General features: G+C 45.0%; 27 protein-coding genes and 1 CRISPR repeat array. Of the genes, 16 read left to right on the forward strand and 11 right to left on the reverse strand.

The window, feature by feature from the left end; genetic code table 11:
• Positions 1-57: 57 nt before the first annotated feature.
• From cas7c to rpsT, 8 genes are all read left to right on the forward strand, one after another.
• Complete coding sequence (gene cas7c / locus HY035_01610; GenBank protein MBI3377087.1) at positions 58-963, forward strand: type I-C CRISPR-associated protein Cas7/Csd2; 906 nt, start codon at positions 58-60, stop codon at positions 961-963.
• A complete protein-coding gene (gene cas4 / locus HY035_01615; GenBank protein MBI3377088.1) occupies positions 964-1,356 on the forward strand; it encodes a CRISPR-associated protein Cas4 in 393 nt (130 codons plus the stop codon).
• Between the two features lie 9 nt (positions 1,357-1,365).
• A complete protein-coding gene (locus HY035_01620) occupies positions 1,366-2,424 on the forward strand; it encodes a virulence RhuM family protein (protein MBI3377089.1) in 1,059 nt (352 codons plus the stop codon).
• Positions 2,421-3,452, forward strand: a complete 1,032-nt coding sequence (cas1c, locus tag HY035_01625; protein ID MBI3377090.1) for a type I-C CRISPR-associated endonuclease Cas1 — start codon at positions 2,421-2,423, stop codon at positions 3,450-3,452. Before HY035_01620 ends, cas1c begins: the two co-directional genes overlap by 4 nt.
• Positions 3,453-3,461: 9 nt before the next feature.
• The gene (cas2, locus tag HY035_01630) at positions 3,462-3,752 is read left to right on the forward strand and encodes a CRISPR-associated endonuclease Cas2 (GenBank protein MBI3377091.1); all 291 of its coding nucleotides are present in this window, start codon (positions 3,462-3,464) and stop codon (positions 3,750-3,752) included.
• Positions 3,753-3,935: 183 nt separating this feature from the next.
• Positions 3,936-4,563: direct repeats of the CRISPR family, unit length 32 nt; unit sequence GTCGCGCCCCGCGTGGGCGCGTGGATTGAAAC.
• A 182-nt stretch (positions 4,564-4,745) separates the two neighbouring features.
• Positions 4,746-4,973, forward strand: a complete 228-nt coding sequence (locus HY035_01635; GenBank protein MBI3377092.1) for an AbrB/MazE/SpoVT family DNA-binding domain-containing protein — start codon at positions 4,746-4,748, stop codon at positions 4,971-4,973.
• The gene (locus tag HY035_01640; GenBank protein MBI3377093.1) at positions 4,966-5,376 is read left to right on the forward strand and encodes a type II toxin-antitoxin system VapC family toxin; all 411 of its coding nucleotides are present in this window, start codon (positions 4,966-4,968) and stop codon (positions 5,374-5,376) included. The genes HY035_01635 and HY035_01640 overlap by 8 nt, the downstream gene beginning before the upstream one ends.
• A gap of 356 nt (positions 5,377-5,732) precedes the next feature.
• Entirely contained in the window at positions 5,733-6,029 is a 297-nt protein-coding gene (gene rpsT / locus HY035_01645; GenBank protein MBI3377094.1) for a 30S ribosomal protein S20, read from the forward strand.
• Here rpsT and holA read toward each other — a convergent pair.
• The 4 genes from holA to HY035_01665 all read right to left on the reverse strand — a co-directional run bounded on the left by holA (position 6,010) and on the right by HY035_01665 (position 9,024).
• Positions 6,010-6,900 carry a DNA polymerase III subunit delta gene (gene holA, locus HY035_01650; GenBank protein ID MBI3377095.1) on the reverse strand — a complete coding sequence of 297 codons (891 nt, stop codon included), beginning with the start codon at positions 6,898-6,900 and terminating at the stop codon, positions 6,010-6,012. The genes rpsT and holA overlap by 20 nt on opposite strands.
• A 157-nt stretch (positions 6,901-7,057) precedes the next feature.
• A complete protein-coding gene (locus tag HY035_01655) occupies positions 7,058-7,693 on the reverse strand; it encodes a hypothetical protein (protein ID MBI3377096.1) in 636 nt (211 codons plus the stop codon).
• Positions 7,602-8,231, reverse strand: coding sequence for a methyl-accepting chemotaxis protein (locus HY035_01660; GenBank protein MBI3377097.1), 630 nt, complete (start codon positions 8,229-8,231; stop codon positions 7,602-7,604). Before HY035_01660 ends, HY035_01655 begins: the two co-directional genes overlap by 92 nt.
• Positions 8,221-9,024, reverse strand: coding sequence for a hypothetical protein (locus HY035_01665; GenBank protein MBI3377098.1), 804 nt, complete (start codon positions 9,022-9,024; stop codon positions 8,221-8,223). The genes HY035_01660 and HY035_01665 overlap by 11 nt, the downstream gene beginning before the upstream one ends.
• Before the next feature lie 259 nt (positions 9,025-9,283).
• Here HY035_01665 and HY035_01670 point away from each other — a divergent pair, with 259 nt between their 5' ends.
• From HY035_01670 to HY035_01685, 4 genes are all read left to right on the forward strand, one after another.
• On the forward strand, positions 9,284-11,005 hold the full coding sequence (locus tag HY035_01670) for a ShlB/FhaC/HecB family hemolysin secretion/activation protein (protein ID MBI3377099.1): 1,722 nt from the start codon (positions 9,284-9,286) through the stop codon (positions 11,003-11,005).
• Between the two features lie 167 nt (positions 11,006-11,172).
• The gene (locus tag HY035_01675) at positions 11,173-11,703 is read left to right on the forward strand and encodes an OmpH family outer membrane protein (GenBank protein ID MBI3377100.1); all 531 of its coding nucleotides are present in this window, start codon (positions 11,173-11,175) and stop codon (positions 11,701-11,703) included.
• A 128-nt stretch (positions 11,704-11,831) separates the two neighbouring features.
• Positions 11,832-12,953 (forward strand): filamentous hemagglutinin N-terminal domain-containing protein, encoded by a 1,122-nt coding sequence (locus HY035_01680; GenBank protein ID MBI3377101.1) that lies wholly within the window; start codon positions 11,832-11,834, stop codon positions 12,951-12,953.
• Positions 12,954-13,114: 161 nt separating this feature from the next.
• Positions 13,115-15,244 carry a putative Ig domain-containing protein gene (locus HY035_01685; protein MBI3377102.1) on the forward strand — a complete coding sequence of 710 codons (2,130 nt, stop codon included), beginning with the start codon at positions 13,115-13,117 and terminating at the stop codon, positions 15,242-15,244.
• Between the two features lie 281 nt (positions 15,245-15,525).
• Here HY035_01685 and HY035_01690 read toward each other — a convergent pair whose 3' ends face one another.
• Positions 15,526-16,134, reverse strand: coding sequence for a hypothetical protein (locus tag HY035_01690; GenBank protein MBI3377103.1), 609 nt, complete (start codon positions 16,132-16,134; stop codon positions 15,526-15,528).
• A complete protein-coding gene (locus HY035_01695; protein MBI3377104.1) occupies positions 16,131-18,686 on the reverse strand; it encodes a leucine--tRNA ligase in 2,556 nt (851 codons plus the stop codon). Before HY035_01695 ends, HY035_01690 begins: the two co-directional genes overlap by 4 nt.
• Positions 18,687-18,877: 191 nt before the next feature.
• Between HY035_01695 and HY035_01700 the strand changes: the two genes are divergently transcribed.
• The 3 genes from HY035_01700 to HY035_01710 are packed head-to-tail and all read left to right on the forward strand — an operon-like array spanning position 18,878 to position 20,717.
• Positions 18,878-19,231 (forward strand): hypothetical protein, encoded by a 354-nt coding sequence (locus HY035_01700; protein MBI3377105.1) that lies wholly within the window; start codon positions 18,878-18,880, stop codon positions 19,229-19,231.
• Positions 19,232-19,241: 10 nt separating this feature from the next.
• On the forward strand, positions 19,242-19,766 hold the full coding sequence (locus HY035_01705; protein MBI3377106.1) for a hypothetical protein: 525 nt from the start codon (positions 19,242-19,244) through the stop codon (positions 19,764-19,766).
• A 9-nt stretch (positions 19,767-19,775) separates the two neighbouring features.
• Entirely contained in the window at positions 19,776-20,717 is a 942-nt protein-coding gene (locus HY035_01710) for an NAD(P)H-binding protein (protein ID MBI3377107.1), read from the forward strand.
• 17 nt (positions 20,718-20,734) lie between these two features.
• Here HY035_01710 and HY035_01715 read toward each other — a convergent pair whose 3' ends face one another.
• The 5 genes from HY035_01715 to HY035_01735 all read right to left on the reverse strand — a co-directional run bounded on the left by HY035_01715 (position 20,735) and on the right by HY035_01735 (position 24,326).
• Positions 20,735-21,148, reverse strand: a complete 414-nt coding sequence (locus HY035_01715; GenBank protein MBI3377108.1) for a PIN domain-containing protein — start codon at positions 21,146-21,148, stop codon at positions 20,735-20,737.
• Positions 21,145-21,342, reverse strand: coding sequence for a type II toxin-antitoxin system VapB family antitoxin (locus HY035_01720; protein ID MBI3377109.1), 198 nt, complete (start codon positions 21,340-21,342; stop codon positions 21,145-21,147). The genes HY035_01715 and HY035_01720 overlap by 4 nt, the downstream gene beginning before the upstream one ends.
• Before the next feature lie 137 nt (positions 21,343-21,479).
• Complete coding sequence (locus HY035_01725; GenBank protein ID MBI3377110.1) at positions 21,480-21,797, reverse strand: hypothetical protein; 318 nt, start codon at positions 21,795-21,797, stop codon at positions 21,480-21,482.
• A gap of 11 nt (positions 21,798-21,808) precedes the next feature.
• Positions 21,809-23,611, reverse strand: a complete 1,803-nt coding sequence (gene aspS, locus HY035_01730; protein MBI3377111.1) for an aspartate--tRNA ligase — start codon at positions 23,609-23,611, stop codon at positions 21,809-21,811.
• A complete protein-coding gene (locus HY035_01735; protein MBI3377112.1) occupies positions 23,586-24,326 on the reverse strand; it encodes an rRNA pseudouridine synthase in 741 nt (246 codons plus the stop codon). The genes aspS and HY035_01735 overlap by 26 nt, the downstream gene beginning before the upstream one ends.
• A 161-nt stretch (positions 24,327-24,487) precedes the next feature.
• Here HY035_01735 and HY035_01740 point away from each other — a divergent pair, with 161 nt between their 5' ends.
• Positions 24,488-26,215 carry an ATP-dependent DNA ligase gene (locus tag HY035_01740; protein MBI3377113.1) on the forward strand — a complete coding sequence of 576 codons (1,728 nt, stop codon included), beginning with the start codon at positions 24,488-24,490 and terminating at the stop codon, positions 26,213-26,215.

A 26,215-nucleotide genomic window follows, 5' to 3' on the forward strand; every position in this document is an offset into this window, starting at 1 on the left:
TGAACTGGATTCCTGCTTTCGCAGGAATGACAAAAAAATCAAAGGAGGAATAAAAAAATGAGCAACACAATCAACAACCGCTATGATTTTGTATTATTCTTTGATGTAAAGGACGGCAATCCCAACGGAGACCCGGACGCAGGCAACCTGCCGCGCGTTGATCCTGAAACAGGACACGGGCTTGTTACGGACGTTTGTTTAAAAAGGAAAGTAAGAAATTATGTGCAGATGTCAAATGGGAATAAAGATGGATACGATATTTTTGTGAAAGAAAAAGCGATACTCAACAAATATATTAGAGAAGGATATGAGACATTGGGCATTAATCTTAACGAACCACCCACAGACAAAAAAGATGGAGAGAAGCGTAAAACCAAAGGTGGAGCTCAAAGCAGCGAAATTGAGAAAGGACGGCAGTATATGTGTAAGACTTACTATGATGTCCGAACTTTCGGGGCCGTTATGAGTACAGGTCCTAATGCTGGACAAGTTAGAGGTCCGATACAAATGACTTTTGCGCGCTCCGTTGATCAAGTAGTTCCACTTGAACATTCATTGACTGTTTGCGCTGCCCGTTCTGAGGATAAATCAATCGAAGAACAAATTGGCATTCAAGGGCGTAAATTCACAATCCCTTATGGACTTTATCGTTGCCACGGATTTATCTCTGCACCATTTGCAACGCAGACAGGATTTAACGAAGATGATTTGAATCTATTCTGGAAGGCTCTTCTTGAAATGTTTGAGCATGACCGATCTGCAGCGCGGGGACAAATGGCCACTCGGAAGCTCATCATTTTCAAGCACGATTCAGCAATGGGTAATCATCCGTCTCACGTGCTGTTCGACATGGTCAAGGTCAAATCCGAAAACAAGCCTGCGCGTGATTTCAGTGATTACACTGTCACAGTACCTACTCAGGCAAATATGCTGCAGGGTGTAACTTTGGAGGTCGAGCTTTAGTTGTACACTGAAGACGATTTGATTCAACTCTCTTCCTTGCAGCACTTTTTTCCTGTTGAATACAAGCGCGGAAAACCTAAGATGGATGATTGCGATAAGGTTCAGCTTTGCGCTCAGGCAATCTGTCTTGAGGAAATGCTCAATGTTGAAATTCCGGAAGGCGCGCTTTTTTACGGCCAGACTCACCACAGGCATGATGTGATTTTTGACAAGGCATTGCGTTCGGAAACAGAAGACGCTGCGAAAAAAGTTCATGAGCTTATTGAATCAGGGATTACGCCGAAAGCTGAATACTCAAAAAAGTGCAAGAAGTGTTCTTTGGTAGAGTTGTGCCTGCCTAATGCAAGCAGTAAGGCGAGTAATTATCTGATGAAGGCGATGGCGGAGGAATAAAGGAAGCCTATGAAGAAAAAGAAAGAACAAATTCCAGTTAAAAGTGATTTGATTCTGTATCAGACAGAGGATGGCAAAACTAATATCGAGGTGAGATTGCAGGACGAAACCGTCTGGATGAGCCAATTGGCAATGGCGGAACTGTTTCAGACAACTGTCCCTAACATCAATATTCATTTAAACAATGTGTATGACGAAGGAGAGCTTTCAGAGATGGCAACTATTAAGGATTACTTAATAGTTCGGCATGAGGGTTCCCGGCAGGTTCGCCGCAATGTAAGGCACTACAACCTTGAAGCTATTGTCGCGGTCGGCTACCGGGTGAAATCACTTCGAGGCACTCAGTTTCGCAGGTGGGCAACAGAGCGGTTGAATGAGTATCTCATCAAGGGCTTCACCATGGACGATGAACGGCTGAAAGAAGTCAATAATATCGGCTCTGATTACTTTGATGAGATGCTTGAGCGGATAAGGGACATCCGGTCAAGCGAAAAGCGTTTTTATCAAAAAATCCGCGACATCTATAAACTTGCGGTTGATTACGATCCGAATGCAGAAGAAACCCTGGAATTTTTTAGCATTGTCCAGAACAAGCTGCACTTTGCAGTATCAGGAAAGACTGCTGCTGAAATAATCTCCGAACGGGCGGATGCATCGAAGCCCAATATGGGATTGACTTCATGGAAGGGGGCAAAAGTCCGCAGGGGGGATGTGACCATTGCCAAAAACTATCTGAATCATAATGAAATCGAGCATCTCAACCGCATTGTTGAAATGTACCTGAATTATGCCGAAGATCAGGCCAAACGCCGCAGGCAGGTTTTCATGCGCGACTGGCGGAAAAAGCTGGATGCCTTCCTGAAATTTAACGAACGGGATATTCTGACTAACGCAGGCAAGGTGACCAAAGAAGTAGCGAATAAGCTGGCGCTTGATCATTATGAAGCATTTAACCGCAACCGGCTTGCAATAGAGGCGAAGGAGGAAGCTCTTGCTGACGATGAAGAACTGAAAAAGATAGAAGCGGCTATCGAAAGAAAAAAGAGACAGAGACATAAAAAGACATGAAAAGACACCTTAATACATTGTTCGTGACAACTCAGGGCGCGTATCTTTCAAAAGAAGGAGAGACAGTCATTGTCAAGGTTGATGGAGAAGTGGCCTTGCGCTTGCCTGTTCATACCCTCGGCGGCATTGTCTGTTTCGGACAGGTCAGTTGCAGCCCGTATCTTATGGGCTTTTGTGCAGAGCGCGGAGTGTCAGTTAGTTTCATGACTGAAAACGGCAGCTTCCTCGCAAAGGTTCAGGGGCCTGTGTCAGGCAATGTACTTCTGAGGCGCGAACAATACAGGAAGGCTGATGATCAGAAATTCTCTGCTGATATGGCAACTGCTTTTCTTACAGGAAAAATTACCAACAGCAGGACGGTCTTGCAGAGAGCGCTAAGGGATCATTCAGAGAAAATCGAATGTTCTGAACTTGAAGATGCAGTTCAAAAACTCAACAGCTCTTTAAGGAGGCTACAGTCTGATTCAGATCTCGATTCTTTGCGCGGGATTGAGGGCGACTCTGCAAATGCATATTTCAGCGTCTTCGACCACCTGATTACAACTCAAAAGGAAAACTTCTTTTTCAAGGAGCGTAACAGGCGTCCGCCTCTTGATAATGTAAACTGTCTGCTTTCTTTTCTTTATGTGATTCTGATGCACGATATAAGGTCTGCGCTTGAAGCAGTCGGGCTGGACCCTGCTGTGGGCTTTTTGCACAGAGACCGGCCGGGGCGCTATAGTCTTGCCTTGGATTTGATGGAAGAGTTCCGTCCGTTTTTTGCAGACCGTTTGGCTCTTTCATTGATTAATCTCTGTCAGGTGCAGGACAAGGGGTTTAATAAAAAAGAATCAGGCTCAGTGTGGATGGATGACGACACAAGAAAGACAGTGCTGGTAACTTACCAGAAGCGTAAGCAGGATGAGATGATGCATCCTTTTTTGAAAGAGAAGGTTACTGTCGGGCTGTTATTTCATACGCAGGCATTGCTTCTGGCGCGCTATCTGCGCGGGGATATGGATGCATATCCGCCGTTTATATGGAAGTGAGGAGAAATTATGTTTATGATTGTAAGTTATGATGTGTCAACAGTTGAGAAGGGCGGGCAGCGCCGTCTGCGAAGGGTAGCGCGTGCGTGTCTTGACTATGGACAGAGGGTGCAGAATTCTATCTTTGAATGCATTGTTGACCCTGCGCAATGGACAACGCTCAGGTCGAGGCTCGTTAAGGAGATTGACCCTGCAAAAGACAGTCTGCGGTTTTATTATCTCGGCTCTAACTGGAAACACAGGGTTGAGCATGTGGGTGCAAAGGCAACGATTGAACAGGATGGGCCATTAATAATTTGATGGCTTGCGAACCTGAAGGGCACATAAGTCTTCGGTAAAGTTCGCAAACCATAAAACAGCTTTTAAAAACGCAGTGTTTTGTAAAATGCTCTTTGACAATTGAAGTACTTGCTCAGCGAAAAAGATGCGGTTCGCAGTAAATGAGCAATTTATCTTTTTGATTTAGTAAGTTGTAGCTTAGCAGTCGCGCCCCGCGTGGGCGCGTGGATTGAAACGTGACGAGTATGGCAATGCGCCTGCACCGCAAAAAGTCGCGCCCCGCGTGGGCGCGTGGATTGAAACGGCTTGGCGCCCAGCCTCCAATGCCGACATGGGGCTGTCGCGCCCCGCGTGGGCGCGTGGATTGAAACAAAGGCGTGTTCTGTTCACTGCCTACTGATGCGTCGCGCCCCGCGTGGGCGCGTGGATTGAAACAGCGGCAGCTTTCCTTGTATAAGCAACGCCGCGGAAGTCGCGCCCCGCGTGGGCGCGTGGATTGAAACGAAAAGGCGCGGAAGGGTGGCTATATTCACAGGTCGCGCCCCGCGTGGGCGCGTGGATTGAAACCAGTCACGGGAGCAAAGATAACAGAAGACCTGAGTCGCGCCCCGCGTGGGCGCGTGGATTGAAACCCAATTAATTCTGCTTTATTCTTCAGTAAAATCGCTGTCGCGCCCCGCGTGGGCGCGTGGATTGAAACCGAACAAGGGCGTCTATGCTTTTCATACCGAGATAGTCGCGCCCCGCGTGGGCGCGTGGATTGAAACTCATCAGGATATGACTTTGCTTGATAATTGCCTGTCGCGCCCCGCGTGGGCGCGTGGATTGAAACCGAACAAGGGTCTGATTTAATATCCGGATTGAGGTATGGTGGAATAATCCGTGAGTCGTCTTTTTGAATCTCTCTCCTCATAAAAGAAAATCTGCTTATAAACTGTCTATTACAAGCAAAAAACTATTTAAATCTTGTATTATATAAATAAATCTTGTAAGTTATTATTGGAGGTGATGAGGATGGAAAGCACGGTTACAGTGAGGGGGCAGACGGCGATCCCCGTGGCGATACGCAGAAAGTATAACATCAAGCCAAAGACAAAACTTGAGTGGATAGATGACGGACATACCATAACTGTCTTGCCTATTCCCAAAGACCCCATTAAGGCGCTCAGGGGCAAATTCAGGGACACGGATCTTCTGCGGTCGCTTCTGAAATCAAGGAAAGAGGAACGAGAACGTGTCTAAGAGTTATGTGCTGGACACCTCTGCTATTTTCACTTTTACAAAGGCAGAGGAGGGCAGTGACGTGGTTGAAGATATTCTGAATATGGCCAAGAAGGGGAAAGATTCGGTTTATCTCTCGTTCGTCAGCTTTATGGAATTGTACTATGTCACATGGCAGGAAAAAAGTGAAGATGCTGCCAGGGAGTTGATTATACTGGTTAAGTCGCTGCCTGTTCACAGAGTAGATTCAAATGAAAGGCTCACTTTGTCTGCAGGCAGGCTTAAGGCAAATCACAGGCTTTCGGTGGCTGATGCTTTTATAGCGGCAACAGCAATAGAAAAAGGCGCTGTCCTGGTTCACAAAGACCCCGAGCTTGAAGTTATATCAAAATACACAGAAATCATAGAGTTGCCGTATAAATAACAAGGGGAGTGAATTTGTTGGTTGTTAGTCCTTATCATTTTGTCGATTTAGTTGAGTCCTCCTCAGAAAAGAAAATCTGGACACTTCGACAATGCCAGCGTATGTCGCTCCTCGCGCGGGAGCGTGGATTGAAACTCATTGCGAATCATTAAATCTTTGCAATGCAAAACAATCTCTAAAGAAAGATTGCCGCGCGGAGTTTATCCCGATGAAAATCGGAACTCGCAATGACAATAAGGGAACCCTGAAGCAAGACTACAGAAATTGTAGAATTAAAAGATTGATTTTATAACTAAAATTATGTTAAAAAATAAGACCAAATTTTTCGGGGTCTCAGACCTATAAGGAGGAAAGAATTGCCGGCTAAAGCAGCAAAAAAGAAAAACCTTTCAGCAATAAAAAGAATAAGACAGGCAGAGAAACGCAATTTGCGCAATGCTTCAATCCGCTCAAAGATAAAGACTGTCTCGAAAAGGATTGAGGAAGCGATAACTGAAAAAAATCAGGACAATGTAAAAAAGTTTTTGAGAGAGATAATAAGGGCTGTAAATTCAGCTGTCTCAAAAGGCGTATTGCACAAAAATACAGCCTCCAGAAAAATATCAAGACTCTCAAAACTGGCAAATACAGTTCTCAAAGCTGCAGCAGCCTGATAAGCAGGTGTTCCATCGGATAGGCGCCGCCTGAGGTTTTTATCTGTATATCGGCATCGTTAAGGAGTTTAAATGCTCTGGAAATGTTTTTCCGCTGACGCGTGTCGTTTGCTTGCAGGGACATCTTGCTGTACTGCCAGTTTATTGCGCCTAAAAGGTTATACGGTTCTGTTGTCTCGGAGAGCGTTCTGTATATCCTGAATACTTTTTCGATGTTCTTCTCTCTCAGCGCATTTGTGAGGTCAAAGACACTGTAATCCCTGCTCCCTTCAACAATTTCCTTTATGCCTGTGATTGTTATTGTTTCATTCCCGAATGACGCAAGTTTTTCGATTTCCGATGACAGAAGTCCTATGTCGTCTCCGACAACCCCGATGAGGTATTCCACGGCGTCATCTTTAATTGTAATTCCCTTTTGCCTTATCTTTTCTTTTATCCACACAGGCAGATCATTCTCCCGCATATCGAGGCAGATGCTTTTTAACCCTTTCGTGCTTTCTTTCATTTCTTTTTTTAATGTTCCGGTATAGGACATTAAGAAAACCGAATTGGGTGATGGATTGGCTATATAGGATTGGAATTTTCTAAATTCCTTTGTAGAAATTTTCTGAAGGTTCCTGACAACTACATACCTGCGGCTTCCGAAAAAAGAGACTGTATTTAAGGTGTCAGTTATTTCCCCTGTAGTTGGGATGCTGTCGGCAGAGTCCATGTCAAATACATTGAAGTTGAAAGCCATCTCTGTTTCAGGAATTGTTTTTTTTACTGAAGATAACGCCTCTTCTATCATATACTCGTTATCTGCATATAGAAGGTAGGCAGGCGAGGTCAGTCCTTTATCTATTTCCTGCAAAAAGGTTTTAATGCTCATTAAGTGTGTATTTTACCATAGATGAATTTTACTATGGTTTTATGATGAAAAATAGATTCTTTATTATATTAAAAACAGAGGTATCATGCTTGATATTCTGATCTTTCTTAAGACAATCTGCATTGTCCTGACAGGAAAAGGAGCGATTTTTAAATACTCACTTTTCCCACAGATACCTGTCAACATGCTGGGCCAGTATCTCCTGCATTCTGGCAGGCGGCGGTACGATGAAATAAAAGTTAATAACGGCATGGGCTGTCTCATGCGCAAAGATTCTGTCAGTTATGCTTTCAAGTGAGATATAGATAGCCTTTGTCCTGTGCGAATAAAATGCGATTGGCGCCTTGTCAAAAAATCCCATGGACCTGTACATTGTTTCTATTTCTTTATTAGTTTGATAAAGATAGATGCTGAAATAAAGGCCGGACGGATACATATCCAGAAGCGCCCTTACTCTTTCCACTATCTTGTCCACCCTGTTTTTTGTAAGCAGCGGATTATTTTCAATGCTTTCACTGGAAAAACTAAACCCTTTATCTATGTTTTTGGTGAAGATAGCCAGGTCGTTGTCGTTTGAATAGTGAATTATAGCGTATTGTGTCTTATAATTTTTTGTCCATTCCTGAGCCTCAAGGCGGTCAGGGGCAGAAATAACGAGAAAAAGACCCAAACAGAAGATGATGAGAAGCAGATTCTCAGAATCAGGGTTTTTTATCTTGCTGCTCTTTAGAGGTTTTAAAATAATTTGCAGTCTCCTGTAAGTCTGATAGTTTTTCAGAAATGCCCTGTACAAGGCGTTCAAGGTCCTCGTCGGAGGGATTGCCTGATGCAGTGAGGGTTTTTAATCTTAGAAATTGTTCAGAAATTTCATTGGCGCCGGACTTTAGGTTCCCAACATTAATATCAAGGGTATTTGTCAGTTCATTAATGCGATCCGCTAATTCCTTAAACTCATCTGCTTGCCGGAGTTTAACCCTGTGAGTCAGGTCGCCTTTGCTGATCTCGCCGAGCGCTTTTTCAAAACGGTACATCGGGCCTGCTATTCTGTGAGATAAGAATATCAAAACGATTATGCCTGTTATGCCTGTTATGCCTACAATGACAAGATTTGCGAGGAGAAGAGTAGGGAGGAAGAAATCATACGTGCGTGTTATCTTGAGTTCTGAGCCGATGTAGCCTGTGGTCAGTGTTCCTTTTGACAAGAAAAGGAAAAGGCCTACTGCAAGGACTGCCTCTATAACTATAATGGCAAAGAACTTGATCGAAAAATTCGCCTGAAATTTTTTCTTGATAAAATAGTTTCTTCGCCTGAACGGTGGTCTATTTTCCATTGCCGGCTGCCTTTAAAAGTGCGGTATCTATATTTATTTTTGACGACTTCTTAAGCTCTTCCATCCATTCTGCCATTGCCTTCTGTTTTTTCTGCTCAACGAGGGATTCCTTTATTTTTTCTTGTATGTCCTTAAGCGGGAGCAGCATGATTTTTTCCTTTTTAACAACACGGATAACAATGTATTCACCGTCGCTGCTGAAAAACTTTATTTCGCCTTTTTGCATATCAAATGCATTTTGCAGCGGAAGTAACTTTGTGTCCTCACAAAAATGCGGAACTATTGTCTCTCCGCCTTCAATATGTTCCCCTTTCTTCATCTTCTTTTTTATTGCTTCAGCCTCCTCTTTATTGCCTGCCCTGACTGCAATTACAACCATTCTGTATTGCATTCTTTTGTATTGTTTCTGTATTTCGTTTTCAGTTACAAAAAATCTGTCCGCCCATTCCTTGTTCTTTGTATTTATCAGTTCCCTTATCAAGGTCTGTTCCCAGAATGTCTTGATTGTATCTATAAACCGTTCGTCTTCTGCCAGGCCTTTCTTCATGGCCTCATGGATCATAAGTTTTTTTTCTATGATGGTCTTGAGATGGTTTTCTATTGCCTCCGGCGTCATCTTGAACATCGGCTGCCTTTTTGAATATGAGGCTATCTCTTTCTCAAATTCTGCAAGTGTGATTGGCGTATCATTTACTGTTGCAATGACTTTCTGTTCCTGTTTTTTATCCTTGCAGGCGGCTATTAATAATACCGATAAAAAAATGAAATAGAGCAGGTATCTGCTTGCTTTCATGCCATGGCCCTTTGTTCCTTATTCATATAAGGAATTATAGTAAATATTAATGGGAATAACAAGAAAACGAATATTTGCTGTAAGCAGAGCGCCACGGGCTTGCCCGTGGGTATCTAAATTCGCTTGACAGAAATGATGGGGGGATTGATAATACAGTGAATCTAAATTGGGACAAGTTCATCTATTTTTCTTAATTGGGTTTTTATTTCCTTATTACTCTGTTATTAAGGCATAGAAGAACAGTAAGGAGAAGAGAATAGTGGGATATGTAACGAAGGTGATTTGCAGCATAGGGATTCTTGTGCTGTGCGGTTTTTCAGTTCCTTCCAAATCTCAGGCCGCATCGCAGCCCGATGCAGGCACAATATTGAGGGACATCAAAGACAAGCCTGCGCTGCCCGAAAAAGAGCCTGATGGGAAAATAGAGACCAAACCCGATGTGATTGCGCCGGAAGTCGCAGGGCCGAAAGTCCTCGTAAAGGGTTTCCGCATCAAGGGGGCGACAATCTTCAAAGAAGAGGCTCTCTTGGCGCTTCTTCAGGAATACATCGGCAAAGAGCTTGCCTTTTCGGAACTTCAGAAGGCGGCGGAAAAGATAACCGCCTACTACACAGCGCACGGATATATAGCCCGCGTCTATCTGCCCCCGCAGGAAATCAAAGACGGCATAGTGGAGATTGCAGTCATAGAGGGCAGGCTTGAGGATATAGTCCCCGACAAAGAGAGTAAATCGCGGCTTGATTTTCAAGGGGCAAAACAATACATTACCGCATCGCAGGGCCTCGGCGAAACTGTCCGCATGGACAAGCTTGAAAGGGGCATGCTCATACTTAACGACCTTCCGGGAGTAGCAGCGGACTCCGTCCTCCAGCCCGGCACGAAAGAAGGCATGATACAGCAGACCATCAAACTCACAAACACCCCCTTCATTACCGGCAGCATAGACCTTGACAACACCGGCAGCCGCGCTTCCGGCGAGTACAGGGTGGGAGCGGGCATTAACCTCAATAATCTCAGCGGCATCGGAGACCGGATATCCATCAAAGCGCTTGGCGGCTACGACAATCTGTACACCCTGCGCACAAAATACGGCAGAATCGCCTACAGCCTGCCGGTGGGATACAGCGGACTCAAACTCGGCGCATCACTTGCAGCGATGGACTATAACCTTGGCGCCGACTTCAAGGCAACGGAAGCAGAAGGCCGCTCCACCATCTACAGCCTCTTTGCGTCATATCCTCTAATCCGTCAGAGACAGCACAACCTGAGCGTTACAGCCAATTACGACCACAAAGATCTTTATAACGAATCAAACAGAGTAACCACCAGCAACAAGCAAACAGACGCGGCAACCCTTGGGTTGAACGGAGACATCTTTGACAGCCTTCTGGGAGGCGGATATACATCATTAGGCGTGAACTTTGTCATGGGCAGGCTGGACCTCGGCAGATGGCAGGACGATTTGGATGCAGACCAGTTATCCGCAAAGACCCACGGAGAATACAAGAAAGCGACGCTCAACCTTTACCGGATGCAGCGGCTTGCTGAAAAGACCTCATTAAGCCTGAGCCTCACACACCAGTTCGCCTTCAAAAACTTAGATTCCTCCGAAGACTTCAGCCTTGGCGGGGCTTACGGAGTAAGGGCATATCCCGCAAACGAGGCATCCGGGGACGAAGGAACGCTCCTTGCAGTAGAACTCCAGCAAAGGCTCACGCAGAACATAAGCGTATTCGGCTTTTACGACTACGGACACATCAAAACGAACCATACGGAATGGACAACTACAAGCATTCCGAACTCATACAATCTTGAGGGCATAGGCGGAGGCATTGCTTACATAAAGGCCGGAGACTTCTCTGTCAAAGCAACCATAGCAGGCAGACTGGGCAACAACCCGGGCATGACCACGGCAGGCAACGATTCCGACGGAACGAAGCGCAGCCCGAGGGTATGGGTGACGGCGAGCAAATATTTCTGAAAGCAGGAAGATTGATGGCTTCGTAAAAAGTCTGAAAAATCGGTTTCTGTCATTCCCGTAGGTTTTTTGTCATTCCCGCGAAAGCGGGAATCCAGAGGAACGAAAAACCTTTTAAAACAGCTGGATTCCGTGTCAAGCACGGAATGACAGACTAAGGAGGAAGTCAGATGAATACAACAATCAAAAGCATAGGGATAAGCGGACTTGCGGCATTGCTCATCTTCGGCATGGAGGCCCTTGCCCACGGCGCTGATAAAATAGGCTACATCAACCCGCAGAGAATCATATCGGAATCCAACATAGGCAAAAAGAAGACAGAGGAATACAACAGGCTCAGAGAGCAGAAAGACAAAGAACTTCGCGGAAAACTTGCGGAAATAGAAGCCCTCAACAACGACCTCAAAAAAGGGAGGGAGCAAAAGACCATAAACGAAAGAAAGGTAAAAGACCTCATAGAACAGATACAGAACAAAAACAAAGAAATAGAGAGATATGCGGCTGATGTAAAAGAAGACCTTGCGAAGAAAGATGTTGAATCAGTAAACGAGATACTCCTGAAAGCGGCGCCCATCTTAAACGACATAGGCAGCAAGCGCGGCTATGCCGTCATACTGAAAAACATACAGGACATTGCATATATAGGCGCCGGAGTGGACATAACGGGCGAAGTCATAAAGAGGCTTAATGAGACTAAATAATATAAGGGTAACATTTTGGGTAAAGCCTTACCCTTAAATCATTGCCCTAATTTGTAATGCGCTGATTTTAAGCTGTTATTTTTCAGGCATGGACATTGCGAATTATAGAATAAAGAGGTAGGAGGAACATGACAACTCTTAATAAGACCAAAAACAAACTTTTCAGGGCCATATCAATAGCTTTGATATTTTTACATACAGCGGTCTTTGCCGCTCCTCCTGCGTCCAATGAACTGCCCACCGGCGGGCAGGTAACGGCAGGGCAGGCGTCCATCACGCAGACCAACGCCAGCATGAACATCAACCAGAGCACAGACAAGGCTGTCATCAATTGGCAGACCTTCAACATAGGTTCTCAGGCGCAAGTGAATTTCAACCAGCCCTCTGCATCGTCGGCAACATTAAATAGGGTGCTTACGCCTGATGCGAGCCAAATCTTCGGCAGACTCACCGCAAACGGGCAGGTATTCATCTTAAACCCCAACGGCATCATTTTCGGGCAGGGAAGCAGTGTTAATGTAGGCGGCATTGTCGCCTCCACCATGAAAATAAGCGACGCGGATTTCATGAACGGAGTTTACCGCTTTGAAAGGGACGGCTCCACCGGAAGCATACTCAACTATGGAAACATTACGGCAGCGGACGGCGGCTACATAGCCCTGTTAGCCCCTGAAGTGAGGAACGAGGGCATACTCTCCGCAAAACTCGGCACGGTGGCAATAGGAGCTGGAGATAAAGCCACGCTTGACTTCAACGGCGACAGCCTGATAGGCATAACAGTAGAGCCGGCAGCAATAGACACCTTTATAGAGAACAAACACTTAATACAGGCAGACGGCGGCAGGGTGATAATGAGCGCCTCCGCAGCAAACAGCCTGTTGAGCAGCATAGTAAGCAATGAAGGCGTTATACAGGCGCAGACCATAGGAGAGAAAGACGGCGTCATCAAACTTCTGGCCGGCATGGAAAGCGGCGGAGTCGTGAAAGTGGGCGGCACTCTGGACGCCTCTGCTCCGAATGGCGGGGATAGCGGATTTATAGAGACTTCGGGACATAATGTTGAACTGAATAATCCGACCGTTACTGCAGCAGCGCCTTACGGCAAAGGCGGGACATGGCTTATAGACCCGACCGATGTGCTCATGGATGCGGCATATAATGCCCCGATTGTTGCCTCCTTAAACGCAGGCACCAGTGTAACTGTTGTGCTACCGCAGCAGCAGGGGCGCAACTCGGCGACATCACCGTAGCCGCCAACATTGCCAAGACCGCGGGCGCCAATGCAACGCTCACCCTTCGGGCGTACAATAATATTATCGTAAACAGCGGCGTTTCCATCTCATCCACCAGCAACAGGCTCAATGTAGTTCTCAACTCCGACTCCGACGCCACCGGCGGCGGCAACATCCAGATGAACAGCGGCTCATCCATCGTTACCAATGGCGGCTACATCACCCTTGGCGGCGGTGCAAATCCGGCAACCACAGCGGCGGTGGGCACAGGCGGCGCTGGCGTTAATGATAAATACGGCGTCTATCTTAATAACGCAACGCTCAACGCAGGCGCGGGCATTATCAGAATCAGAGGCACAGGCTTTGCCGGAACATCGAGCGCCTACGGCATTTACGCATTGGGCGGAAGCGTTATTCAAACAACAAGCGGTAATATCACACTTACCGGCACAGGCGGCGCGGGAACAGGCACTAACCGCGGCGTTTATCTCTCCGGCGCAAACACAAAGGTAACATCCGCAACCGGCGCAATCTCCATTACCGGAACCGGCGCAGGCTTAGGCGCGGGCAATTACGGCATACTCATAGATAACGGCGCAGCCGTAACTTCCACCGGCTCCGCCAACATCACCCTTGACGGCAGAGGCGCTGGAGCGGCGCAAGGCATATACACTGCTGGTCTCAACAACACCATCGGCGGCGCGACCTCCACTGGCAATATCACCCTCATCGCAAGGACGGCAACCGGCGCGGACAGCATCTTCCTTTCCGGCCTGACCATACAAGGCACGGGTAATCTTTTGCTTGAGCCGCTCAATCCAGCAACCACCATCGGCCTCGCAGGCGGCGCAGGCACATTCAACCTTTCCGCCGCCGAACTGGGCTATATCCAGAACGGCTTTGCAAACATTACCATTGGCAGGGCGAACGGCACAGGAGCGATAAAGACCGGCGCATGGACAGTTCCGGCATCGGCAAATCTTACGCTGCAAAATCCCGGCGCATCAAGCGGCGGCATAGCCATAAACGGCGCGCTGACATTGGGTGCAGGAAAGAACCTGACCCTCAACACCACCGGCGCGGTAACCCAGACAGCGGCAATCACCGCAGCGGGACTTGAACTCCTCGGCACAGGCGGCACATACACCTTAACCAACACCGGCAATGCCATCGCCACCCTTGCGGGAAATACCGGCAGTGTGAGCTACTCGCAAGCAGGCGGATTGACCATCGGCGCGGTAAATCTCACATCAGGACTGACCGCCTCAAATACAATCCTTGTTCAAACCACAGGTGCAGCCGCAGACATCACCCTGAATAACGCGGCAACCGCCAACGGAACCGGCGACGCCCTTGTGCTTGCTGCGGCAAGAAACTTCATCAACAATGCCGGCGCAACTCCGCTGAATGCGCCCAATGGAAGATTTCTTGTATATTCCACAGACCCTGCGGCAAACACCTTCGGCGCATTCACCTCGCCGGGCAATTATTTCAACTGTGTTTATGGAACATGCACACCTTCCGCATCTCTCGGCAGCAGAATGGTTTACAGCATTACGCCGACCTTGACCGTTACCGCGGATGCGCAGACGCGGCTCTACGGAGACCCGAATCCGGCATTGACCTATGCAACAAGCGGACTTATTGCAGGCGACACAGCGGCAACGGCGCTCGCAGGCAGCCTTTCAACCGCTGCAACACAGACAAGTAATGTTGGGACATACACCATTACGCAGGGAACGTTGCTTGGTAGTCTCGGCTACAATATCACCTACATCGGCAATAACCTGACAGTAACCCAACGGCCTATTATAAACACGGACGCAGGCACTATAGATAGGGAGGTCATTCTGCCGGCAGGTACGATATTCGTAGTTGCCCCTCCGCCGCAGGAAAGTTTTGTTAAACTTGCATTCAATACAGCCGTAACACTAAGCGACAGTAACGCATTATTCGGCAGCGCGCTGGTGAACACTCCCGATGTATTCACCTACACCGAACCCAAAGAGGTAGTAATACAGATTGAAGTCCTTGTTGATACAACCAGTACATTTACTTTCTCCATACCCAAAGAGGTGGTCATACAGGCTGCCGGAAGCGAAAGCGACGCCACAACAGCGAAGGCAACGACCACTGACGGCAATCCTTTACCTTCGTGGCTGAGTTTTAATCCTAAGACGCAGACCTTTACAGCGGTAAATGCGCCTGCGGGGTCACTGCCTATGAAAGTGACTGTGCATTACACCGGCGCTGCGGGAAACGGTTCAGTTGTAGTGACCATAATATGGAAGGGCGCAGCCGTGAAATAAGACCCGAACAAAACACTCTCATACTGAGCCTGTCTAAAAAATACTGATTTGTCACCCTGAATTTATTTCAGGGTCTTATAACTCATTGATTTCATTAGATACTGAAACAAGTTCAGCATGACATAATGCACTGTTTTATGAGTTTTTAGACAAGCTCTACTTGCCCCCTTTAGCCAAAAGGCGGCGTCTTATTTTCCCATAGCGCTTAATTTGACTTGACAGTCTTGGGCAGGCGAAGTCAGTCCTTTGTCTATTTCCTGCAAAAAGGTTTTAATGCTCATTTATATGCCATATACTATTCCGGCCCGTATCTCAGAAGCCAGGTTTCTCATGGCAGTTTCCGCTGCCTGCTCCTTTGCCGCAACTATGTTTTCTATATTGCCTGAACCTGAAAAAGATACAGTAAAAACCCCGCTATTTCTTAGCTCTTTGACCTTTCCATCGGGGAAAGTAAGAAAGAACCTGGCTTTTATAATCACCTGGTATTCGGATGCTACTCCTTCTTTTTCTGAAAGAGGTTTAAGGCTGAAATCATTTATTGTGCCGCTTATTACATGCCCTGCACTCTTTGAAATCATTATCCCGTTTCTTATGAGTTCATCAGCAAGCGCTTTCTGAAATTTATCTTCTAATTTCGGTTCAAATGTTTTGTTTTCAATCCTGCCTATTTTGACAGAGGTAAAGGGCAGCGTGTCTCTGCCCTGTAATGTATAACCGCAGCCGGAAAGAGTGAACAGTAAGATGAGCCCAGTAGCCCAGCAGCCCAGTAGAACAGCAGTTAAATAAAAAGTCTTGGTAGTTGTATCTTCCTGCTGCTCTATTGCTCTACTGCTCTGTTGCTCTGTTGACCCCTTCACTTTTAACTTTGAATTTTTAATTTTTATTTTCATATTACTATGTTAACAAGTTTGCCTTTAACAATAAAGACTTTTTTCAGCGCTTTCTTGCCGATAATCTCTTGTATCTTCGGCTCATCAAGCGCTTTCTTTCTGACTTCATCGTCAGAGATCCCGGCAGGTATCATAATCTTTGCTTTTACTTTGCCGTTAATCTGAATAACGAGTTCTATTTCCTCTTCTTTTGCGATGTGCTCATCCCATGAAGGCCATTTCTGTTCAAGTATGCCTTCTTTGTTGCCTATGGATTCCCACAGTTCTTCTGAGATGTGCGGAGAAAATGGAGAGAGCAAAAGCATAAGCGTCTCAATGCTGAATCTGAATACTTCCCATTCTTCATCTTCCTTAGGCTCAAAAGCGCTTATATCATTCACAAGCTCCATAAGCGCTGCGATCGCTGTGTTGAAGTGGTATTCGCGCTCCATGTCGTTTGTGACCCGCTTTATGGTCTGATGCGTCTTTCTTAGAAGGCTCATAGCTGATGGCTGATAGCTTGATAGCTCCTCAATTTTGAATTTTGAATTTTGAATTTTGAATTTATTTTTATACAAGATTCCCCATATCCTGTTGAGGAATCTGTATGCGCCCTCAACTCCCTGATCAGACCATTCAAGGTCCCTTTCAGGCGGCGCTGCAAAAAGCGAAAAGAGCCTTGATGTGTCTGCACCGTATCTATTTATCAGGTGGTCAGGGTCAATGACATTTTTTTTGGATTTTGACATCTTCTCAACCCTTCCTCTCTCAACAGCTTTTCCGCACTTCACGCACTTCTCATCCTTAATATCTTCGGGTAAGAGCCAGCCATGCTCAGAACATTTCAATGTCTCCTTGCAGACCATTCCCTGCGTGAGAAGGTTTGTGAAAGGCTCCGGAGAGTTAATGATCCCAAGGTCTTTTATAACACGGGTAAAGAACCTTGAATAGAGGAGATGAAGCACTGCGTGTTCAACGCCGCCGACATACTGGTCAACAGGCATCCAGTAACTTATTGGGGATTGGGGATTGGGGGTTAGGGATTGGAAATTAATCTTTCCATTGTCAACGCAATATGCAATGAAATACCATGATGAATCAACAAATGTGTCCATAGTATCAGTCTCGCGCCTTGCCTTGCCTTTGCACTCTGGGCAGCTTGTATTTACAAATTTTTCTGACTCTGCAAGCGGTGACCCGCCTGTGCCTGTGAATTTCACATCCTCGGGAAGGATTACAGGGAGTTCGTCTTCAGGAACAGGAACAACACCGCATTTCTCACAATAAATTATTGGTATTGGCGTTCCCCAGTATCTCTGCCTTGATATTCCCCAGTCACGGAGCTTGTAATTTATTACCCTTTTGCCTAATCCCTTTTTCTCTATGTGCTTTGCTATCTCTATTCTTGCAACATCACTTCTTAGTCTGCTGTATGAACTTGAGTCAACGAGAATGCCTTCATCCTCAAAAGCGGCATTGAGTTCGGAGTTTGAAGTTTGGAGTTCGGAGTTTTCAGGCATAATTACAATCTTAATCGGAAGTTCATACTTCTTTGCAAACTCAAAGTCGCGCTGGTCATGCGCAGGCACTGACATTATAGCTCCTGTGCCGTATTCCATCAGGACGAAGTTTGCTATGCAGATGGGAATCTTCTCATCATTCGCAGGATTGACTGCATAGTGTCCTGTGAAGAATCCAATCTTTTCATCTTCTTTGCCGTAGCGCTCTTTGACTTTTTTAAGCGCTTCTTTATCAGCAGCGAGTTTTTCTGATAACGGGTGTGTGGGTGCAAGGCATACAAATGTTGCGCCAAACAGCGTATCTGCCCTTGTAGTGAATATCCTGATTTTTTCATCCATTCCGTAAACTTTAAAATCAGCTTCAAGTCCCTCACTCTTTCCTATCCAGTTTTTTTGCATTAAGACAACTTTTTCAGGCCAGCCCTTAAGCTCGTCACATGCATTTAGAAGGTCTTCTGCATAATGCGTAATACGGAAGAACCATTGCTCCAACTCTTTCTTGATTACGGCTGTATCGCATCTCCAGCATCCGCTGTCAATAACCTGCTCATTTGCAAGAACAGTCATGCATGAAGGGCACCAGTTCACAAATGATGATTTCCTGTATGCCAGCCCTTTTTCATACATCTTCAGGAAAAACCACTGATTCCACTTATAGTAATCAGGACTGCATGTCGTAACCTCTCTGTCCCAGTCATAGCTAAGCCCCAACTGATTGAGCTGTTTTTTCATATATGTGATGTTTTCGTATGTCCATTTTGCAGGATGGACACCCTCTTTTATCGCGGCGTTCTCAGCAGGCATTCCGAATGCATCCCATCCCATCGGATGTATTACATTGAATCCCCTCATTTTCTTGTATCTTGCTATAACATCACCGATGGCATAGTTCCGCACATGGCCCATGTGTATTTTTCCTGAAGGGTAGGGGAACATCTCAAGGCAGTAAAATTTCTTTTTTGAAGAGTCCTGTTCTGTTTTAAAAATATTTCTCTCAGCCCAATACTTCTGCCACTTCAGCTCAACTTTTTGCGGGTCGTATCTTTCTTCCAAAGCAGTCTGTCTCCTTTTAATTTCAGGCATTTATTATAAATGTGCGAGAGGAAGAATGACAAGGGAGGAGAGCAGGAGCAATGAAAATTCTTAATAAAATCAGGAAATTTCAAAAACTGCTTGACAGTCCATCATTTTTATAGTATCGTATGTTTAGAAAGTTCTAAACAAAAAGAATAAGGGAGGATTGCATGACAGAGACATGCTACTTCTTGACAGGGCTTTTGGTTTGTTCGGTTGTTACATTTAGCATAATAGCGGTTATGCACAAAAGTTTTTCGATTATGATGGTAGATCTTTGTGAAGGCGAGGCAAGGGCACGTTTCTGGACAGTGGCTGTTGAGGCATGGTTTTTTCTTTGGGGCATAAGCGCAGCATTGAAGTGGTGTCCCGAAGGGACTACTGACAGGCAGTTGTTTTTTGCAGCAATTAACCAGATTAAGAGCGGTTTGAACGGCACATCAAGTGCAATAGTAATGTTTTCAGTAGGACTGCTTGCTTTTGTCCTGATTAGGAAATTTAAAGGGCGTGAAGAAGAAGCTTAAAGGAGGCAATATGAGCAATCAGTTTACAGATGTACGCGAAGGTTTGATGGAGGCTGTGGGGAGAATAACTTCTTTCTGGGGTTTCAGCAAGATAATGGGGCAGATGTACGGATTGCTGTATCTTTCTTCCAAGCCATTAACGCTGGATGAAATGTCAGAAAGCATTTCTGTAAGTAAGGGCAATGTCAGCATAAACATAAGGGCTCTTGAGCGATGGAATATGGTTAAGCCTGTTTGGGTTAAAGGAGATAGAAAGGACTATTATGAGGCTGAGACTGATTTCTGGAAGATTGTAAAGGGGGTATTGAGGGAAAGAGAAAAGAAGGAATTTGATCAGGCACTGGCATCTGTGAGCAGCATTTTGAAGAAATCGGAGGATATTCATAAGAGTTCAAAAAATGCCGAGACTGCATTCACAATAGAAAGACTTAAAAAACTTGAAGACTTCATTATGACAATAGATAAGCTGGCAGGTGTTTTATTAACAATAGAAGACCTTAAAAGAAAATTTTTAGGTCTTTCTAAAAAGAAATAGGAGGTCATTATGAACTCTAAACAAATTCATATAGTGACAGGAGCCTTTGGATTTTCAGGAAAATATATCGCCGGGCGCCTACTCGATGCAGGTTATGAGGTGCGGACGCTGACCAATTCTCCGCATCGTGAAAATCCCTTCGGAGGCGGAATAAAGGCTTACCCCTATAACTTTGATAATCCTAAAAAACTTATTGAATCATTACAAGGGGTTTCTGTTCTCTACAACAACTACTGGGTAAGATTTAATTGTAGGGATTTTTCTTATGCAAAAGCTGTTGAAAATACATTGAAGCTTTTCGACGCGGCAAAGAAGGCTGGTATAAAACGAATAGTCCACGTCAGCATAACAAATCCATCAGGAGATTCTCCCTTTGAATATTTCAGTGGGAAGGCAAAAATTGAAAAAGCGCTGATAGAATCTGGAATCTCCTATGCCATTCTCAGACCGGCTGTTCTCTTTGGCAAAGAGGATATTTTGATAAACAACATTGCCTGGTTCTTAAGGCGATTTCCTGTATTCGGAGTTTTCGGCGACGGCAATTATCGCCTACAGCCGATTTATGTTGATGACCTTGCAAAGCTCGCAGTTGAACAGGGGCAGAAGACTGAAAATTGCGTTATTGATGCAATCGGGCCTGAAACATTTACGTATCGAGAGTTGATTGAGGAAATAGGTGATGCCATAGGAAAACGAAGACTTATTCTGTATATTCCACCTCCTCTGGGTTATCTTATAGGTTCAATCGTTGGTAAAATATTCGGCGATGTAACGATTACACGCGATGAGATAGACGGGCTAATGGCTGACCTCCTCTATACAAAGTCCCATCCAACAGGGAAGACAAGACTTAGTGACTGGGTAAACAAGAACGCATCCACACTCGGAATTCATTACAGCAGTGAACTTGCGAGAAGGAAGGATAGAGAGAAATCTTATGAGAAGTTGTAAATAAGAGTGTAAAGAGACTAAGCAACAATATATTTAAAATTAAGCACTTCGCTGATTAACTTAAAATCCTTCTCATTTTTTGTAATTAGGACTGCGCCTATGTCTCTGACAGAAATGGCTATGAGAATATCAGCAAGAAGGCTTTTGATTCTTAAGGGGTCGATTTTCTCATCAAGTCTCAGCTTTCGCATTATATCCCCTGCAACATACCATTGTCTTTCAGTTACAGAGATAACACTAAAATTATTCTTTATCTGCTCTATGAGTTTTTGTTCCTTTGGGTCGTATGCGCCCGAGAGAAGTTCCATCAGGACTACAGAACTGAATGTAATATGATAAACTCGGTTCAGGCTTATGAATGTGTCGTAAACAGTGCCTTTTCTGAAATGTTCTATGAGAAAGGAAGTATCAAAGACAGCCCTCTGCCTCAATTAAGACCCTCGAATTTGAATTTCCCCTTTGTCTGCTCGATAAGCCTTCTCATCTTTTCCTGATATATGACATCAGAAAGAGCAGTTTCTACAGCTTCTGTCTCTGTCTTTGCCCCAAGTATTTTCTGGGCATCCTTGATTAAAGTTTCATTAAGCCTGAAATGTTTTGCCGTTTTTTTAATTACAGTCTGCATGTTAACCTCCATTCTTACTTGTATATACAATTTAAGATATTGTAGCTACAATGTCAAGGGCTTTTAGCTGTTTGGTGGTAATTGTGTGCATGATTACGGCTGATGCGAGGAAGTTAGTTATTAGAGAATTGCTTATTCTATTTCGGTTGTCCGATAAACAATCTGATTATAGCAACGGCGATTAAGGCGTAAATCAGATATTGCAAGAACTGAACGGCTTTGCCGAGAGGCATTTTATCACTGCTCCCTGCCGTCTCCAACGAAGTTTTTTTCTCTTCTTTAGACAGTTTTGCAAAAGATAACGCACCATAAATAAGAACTGCCACAAACATCAAGACGCCAATTGCCTTTAGGTAAAATTTTGTGATTATGATTGCAGCGATAAGGAATGTGATAACAACTAAGGCTATGGTAAATTTTTTTTTGGCTGCATTCCTTGATTTTGGCTGTTCCATGATGTGTACGACTACTCTATTGGCACATCTGTCTTTATGTAAAGCTCTCTCAGTTGTTTTGGTTCTACTGTTGAAGGCGCTCCGGACATCATGCAGACAGCTTTTTGTGTTTTTGGGAATGCGATAACGTCTCTTATAGATGTTGCTCCAACCATTATCATCACAAGCCTGTCAAGTCCGAGGGCGATGCCTCCATGCGGCGGAGCGCCATACTGGAGCGCATCAAGCAGGAAGCCAAACTTCATCTTAGCCTCTTCCTCTGAGATATTCAGGACATCAAACATCTTTTTCTGAACGTCCTGCCTGTGAATACGAATGCTTCCACCGCCAATCTCAGAACCGTTAAGAACAATGTCATAAGCCTTTGCCCTAAGAGAAGTTAGAAGTTGAAAGTTAGAAGTTGAGAGTTGAGAATCAGAAAAATTAACAGTCAACAGTTTCTCTATATCTTCATTCATGGGTGATGTGAACGGATGGTGCATTGTTTGAAACCTGCTTTCCTCTTCATCCCATTCAAGCAAAGGGAAATCGGTTATCCACGCAAATTTATATCCCGGCTTAATCAGGTTTAATCTTTCGCCGAGCGCAAGCCTGAGCCTGCTTAAGACGTCATAAGTAACCTTCGGCTTGTCAGCGATGAAGAGCATCAAATCGCCTTCTTCAGCGCTAAGCCTTTCAGCCATCTTTTTCAATATCTCTTCAGGGAAGAACTTTGCAATTGGTGAGTCAAAGCCGTTCTTTATCTTTATCCATGCAAGGCCTTTTGCGCCGAATGACTGCGCTTCCTGTGTCAGCATGTCTATCTCTTTGCGTGAAAGACCTGCCATCCCTTTTCCGTTGATTGCCTTTACCATTCCCCTGTCATTGATTGCATCAAGGAAAACCTTGAATGTGCCCTTTAAGGCGAGGTCTGCCATATCTTTAAGTTCAAGGCCGAATCTCATATCAGGCTTGTCGTTTCCAAATCTCTCCATTGATTCATGAAAACTTAATCTCTGAAAAGGTGTTTCTATATCAATTGAAAGCACATCTTTGAAAAGCTTCATCATCATTTCTTCCATGAGAGAAATGATATCTTCCCTGTCGGCAAACGACATCTCAAGGTCAATCTGTGTGAATTCAGGTTGTCTGTCTGCCCTGAGGTCTTCGTCACGGAAACATTTCACAATCTGGAAATACTTCTCCAATCCTGAGACCATGAGTATCTGCTTGAATAACTGCGGTGACTGCGGGAGCGCATAGAAATGTCCGGGGTTCAACCTGCTCGGAACAAGATAATCCCTTGCGCCTTCAGGCGTGGATTTTGTAAGCATCGGTGTTTCTATCTCAAGAAATCCCCTCTCATCGAGATAATCTCTTGTGGCCATTGTAATCTTGTGACGCGTAGTAAGGTTCTGCTGCATCTCAGGCCTTCTCAAGTCAAGATACCTGTGTTTAAGCCGTAAGGCCTCTCCTGCGTCTGCCGCCTCTTCCATGTTATAAGGCAATGGCGCTGCCTCATTCAGGACTTCAAGTTTGCTGACATACAACTCAACAATGCCTGTTGGGATATTAGGATTTTCGGTGCCTTCAGGCCTTCTTCGTATCTCGCCTGACACAGCTATGACATACTCAGCCCTCAAATCATGCGCGTTAGTATGCGAATCACCTGCGATGTCAGGACTGAATACAATCTGGCAAAGTCCGCTCCTGTCTCTGAGGTCAATGAATATCAGACCTCCGTGGTCTCTCCTTCTGAACACCCAGCCGGCAAGGCTCAGGTTTGAGCCTATGTCGGATTCCCTGAGTTCACCGCAGCCTTTGTCCCGAATCATTCATTACCTCTTTCTTTATCTTTTTAACCTCATCCGGAGTTAAATATCTTAACTCTCCGGAGCGAAGATTTCCAATATCTATGCCGTTGATTTTTATGCGTTTGAGTTTAAGCACAGGATGTCCGGCCTGCTCGCACATTCTCCTTACCTGCCTTTTTTTCCCCTCATAAATCGTAATCTCAATCCAGCAGTTTTCCTCTGCCTTTCTGAGTTTCTTTACTTTAGCAGGCGCGGTAACTCCGTCCTTAAGCCTTATCCCTTTTCGCAGTTTCTCTATCTTTTCGTCCTCAATGATGCCCTTTATTTTAACATGATATGTCTTTGGAATCTTCTTTGACGGATGCAAGATTGAATGCGCGAAATCACCGTCATTTGTAAGAAGAAGCAGTCCTTCCGAATCAAAGTCAAGCCTTCCAACGGGAAATACCCTGTATCTGATGTTTCTTAAATAATCCTTTATAGTCGGCCTTTCCTCCGCTTCTGCAAGGGTTGTAATAACTCCCTTTGGCTTGTTTATCATTAGATAGACCTTCGGCTCCGGTTTTGTTAGAAGTTTCCCGTCTAATTTTATATGGTCTTTTGAAATGTCTGCCTTCATCCCGAGGGATGCAGCCTTTCCGTTTATAGTGACCCTTCCTTCAAGGATAATCTCCTCAGCGCCTCTTCTGGAGGCAATCCCCATCTTTGCAAGTATCTTCTGAAGCCGTTCTTCCATAGGTAATGATGATAACATAGCGGATGGTAATATGGGCAGGTGCCGCATAAAAATTCCTCGCCAGCCTCCCCTATCTATTGCCCATAGCAGCGCTCTGTTTTTCAATGACATATTCATCATATGACTGCTATAATTTAATAAAAATTCAGAGGCTATCGCATATGAAATTTCTGAAACTCGTTGAATATTTTGAAAAGCTTGAGGCTACTGCAAAGCGTCTTGAGATGTTCGACATACTTTCGGAACTGTTCAAAGAGGCGCATTCCGATAATATAGATAAAATTATTTATCTCAGCCAGGGGCAGTTGCTTCCGCCTTTTCATGGCCTTGAGATGGGCATGTCGGAAAAACTTCTTATCAGGGCAATATCAGATGCAGCCAATACACCTACAAAAAAAGTTGAGGATGTATTTAAACACACAGGAGACCTCGGGAAAACTGCCAGGGAATTGATAAAAAACAAAGGAGAAAATCTTACAGTCAGAAAAGTTTATGAAGAACTTACGGCCATTGCCCGGACATCAGGCACAGGAAGCGTTGAAAAGAAGATTGGGCTTCTAAGTAGTCTTTTAAGGGGAGTATCTCCGGAAGAGGCAAAGTATATTGCGCGGTTTGTAATAGGAAGATTGAGGCTCGGAATCGGCGATCCAACTGTGCTCGAAGCCTTGGCGCTTGCGCAGGGAGACAGATCATTAAGGCCCGAGCTTGAAAGGGCTTATAACTTCTGCTCCGATCTGGGGCTTGTTGCAAAAACATTACTTGAAAAGGGGATGGAGGGCGTAAAGAAATTCCATGTGAGAGTTGGTTACCCGATAAGGATGGCGTTGTGTGAAAGGCTTCCTTCCTCAGAGGAGATTATAGAGAAAATAGGGGAAGCTGCCATAGAGGCTAAATATGACGGTTTCAGGGTACAGATTCATAAAAACAAAAACAATATTGACATGTTCTCAAGAAACCTTGAGAGGACGACTCACATGTTCCCCGAGATAAAAGAGGCTGTGAAAAATTTTATAACTGCGGATACTGCAATCATTGAAGGGGAGGCGCTTGCATACAATGAATCAACAGGCGAGCTTTTTCCATTTCAGATTACTATTCAAAGAAAAAGAAAACACGGGATTGAGGAACTTGCAAAGGAATATCCCCTTAGATTTTTTGCCTTTGATCTTCTTTATGCAGATGGAGAAGACTATACTCCAAAGCCTTTTAGGGAGAGGCGTGAAAAATTAAAAAAGATTATAAAGAATAATTCTGTGATTGAACCATCCGAATTGTTTATTACAGACAGGCATGAAGATATCACAAAATATTTTGAGGGTGCCATAGCAAGGGGGCTTGAAGGTGTTGTTGCGAAAAGGCTTGATGCGCCCTATGCAGCAGGAGGCAGGAACTTCAACTGGATTAAGCTTAAGAGAAGTTACAGGGGAGAGCTTGCAGATACGGTTGATGTATGCATAGTCGGTTATTTCAGGGGCAAGGGAGCAAGGGCAAAGTTCGGTGTAGGAGCTTTTCTCGGCGCTGTCTATGACCCGAAGACAGACTCATTCAAGACAGTAAGCAAGGTCGGCACAGGCTTTTCAGAGGATGAATTTCTTCAGCTCAAAAAAATCCTTGATGAAATATCCATCTCCCACAGGCATCCGAGGGTAGATTCCGTTATGGAGGCAGATGTCTGGGTAGAGCCGAGATATGTTGTGACAGTCACGGCAGATGAAATTACACGCTCTCCTTCGCATACAGCAGGACGCGACAAGGATGGCATAGGCTACGCACTGCGCTTCCCGCGTGCAGTCGGATTTCTGAGAGAAGACAAAAACCCTGAGGACGCAAACACGGTCAAAGAGATTATTGCGTTGTTTGAGATGCAGAAAAAGGTGAAGGTGAGTTGA

The sequence above is a fragment of the Nitrospirota bacterium genome (assembly GCA_016195565.1).
Lineage (GTDB): Bacteria > Nitrospirota > Thermodesulfovibrionia > Thermodesulfovibrionales > UBA1546 > UBA1546.

Coding starts and splice junctions, on each gene's coding strand:
- HY035_01675 (MBI3377100.1), top strand. CDS start 11,173: ATGAATACAACAATCAAAAGCATAGGGATAAGCGGACTTGCGGCATTG.
- holA (MBI3377095.1), bottom strand. CDS start 6,900: ATGAGCATTAAAACCTTTTTGCAGGAAATAGATAAAGGACTGACCTCG.
- HY035_01735 (MBI3377112.1), bottom strand. CDS start 24,326: ATGGAAGAACGGCTTCAGAAGATACTTGCAAAGATGGGGATTGCCTCC.
- HY035_01660 (MBI3377097.1), bottom strand. CDS start 8,231: ATGGAAAATAGACCACCGTTCAGGCGAAGAAACTATTTTATCAAGAAA.
- HY035_01700 (MBI3377105.1), top strand. CDS start 18,878: ATGACAGAGACATGCTACTTCTTGACAGGGCTTTTGGTTTGTTCGGTT.
- HY035_01690 (MBI3377103.1), bottom strand. CDS start 16,134: ATGAAAATAAAAATTAAAAATTCAAAGTTAAAAGTGAAGGGGTCAACA.
- cas1c (MBI3377090.1), top strand. CDS start 2,421: ATGAAAAGACACCTTAATACATTGTTCGTGACAACTCAGGGCGCGTAT.
- HY035_01705 (MBI3377106.1), top strand. CDS start 19,242: ATGAGCAATCAGTTTACAGATGTACGCGAAGGTTTGATGGAGGCTGTG.
- cas2 (MBI3377091.1), top strand. CDS start 3,462: ATGTTTATGATTGTAAGTTATGATGTGTCAACAGTTGAGAAGGGCGGG.
- HY035_01665 (MBI3377098.1), bottom strand. CDS start 9,024: ATGAAAGCAAGCAGATACCTGCTCTATTTCATTTTTTTATCGGTATTA.
- aspS (MBI3377111.1), bottom strand. CDS start 23,611: ATGATTCGGGACAAAGGCTGCGGTGAACTCAGGGAATCCGACATAGGC.
- HY035_01740 (MBI3377113.1), top strand. CDS start 24,488: ATGAAATTTCTGAAACTCGTTGAATATTTTGAAAAGCTTGAGGCTACT.
- HY035_01680 (MBI3377101.1), top strand. CDS start 11,832: ATGACAACTCTTAATAAGACCAAAAACAAACTTTTCAGGGCCATATCA.
- HY035_01620 (MBI3377089.1), top strand. CDS start 1,366: ATGAAGAAAAAGAAAGAACAAATTCCAGTTAAAAGTGATTTGATTCTG.
- HY035_01720 (MBI3377109.1), bottom strand. CDS start 21,342: ATGCAGACTGTAATTAAAAAAACGGCAAAACATTTCAGGCTTAATGAA.
- HY035_01725 (MBI3377110.1), bottom strand. CDS start 21,797: ATGGAACAGCCAAAATCAAGGAATGCAGCCAAAAAAAAATTTACCATA.
- HY035_01635 (MBI3377092.1), top strand. CDS start 4,746: ATGGAAAGCACGGTTACAGTGAGGGGGCAGACGGCGATCCCCGTGGCG.
- HY035_01685 (MBI3377102.1), top strand. CDS start 13,115: ATGAACAGCGGCTCATCCATCGTTACCAATGGCGGCTACATCACCCTT.
- HY035_01710 (MBI3377107.1), top strand. CDS start 19,776: ATGAACTCTAAACAAATTCATATAGTGACAGGAGCCTTTGGATTTTCA.
- cas7c (MBI3377087.1), top strand. CDS start 58: ATGAGCAACACAATCAACAACCGCTATGATTTTGTATTATTCTTTGAT.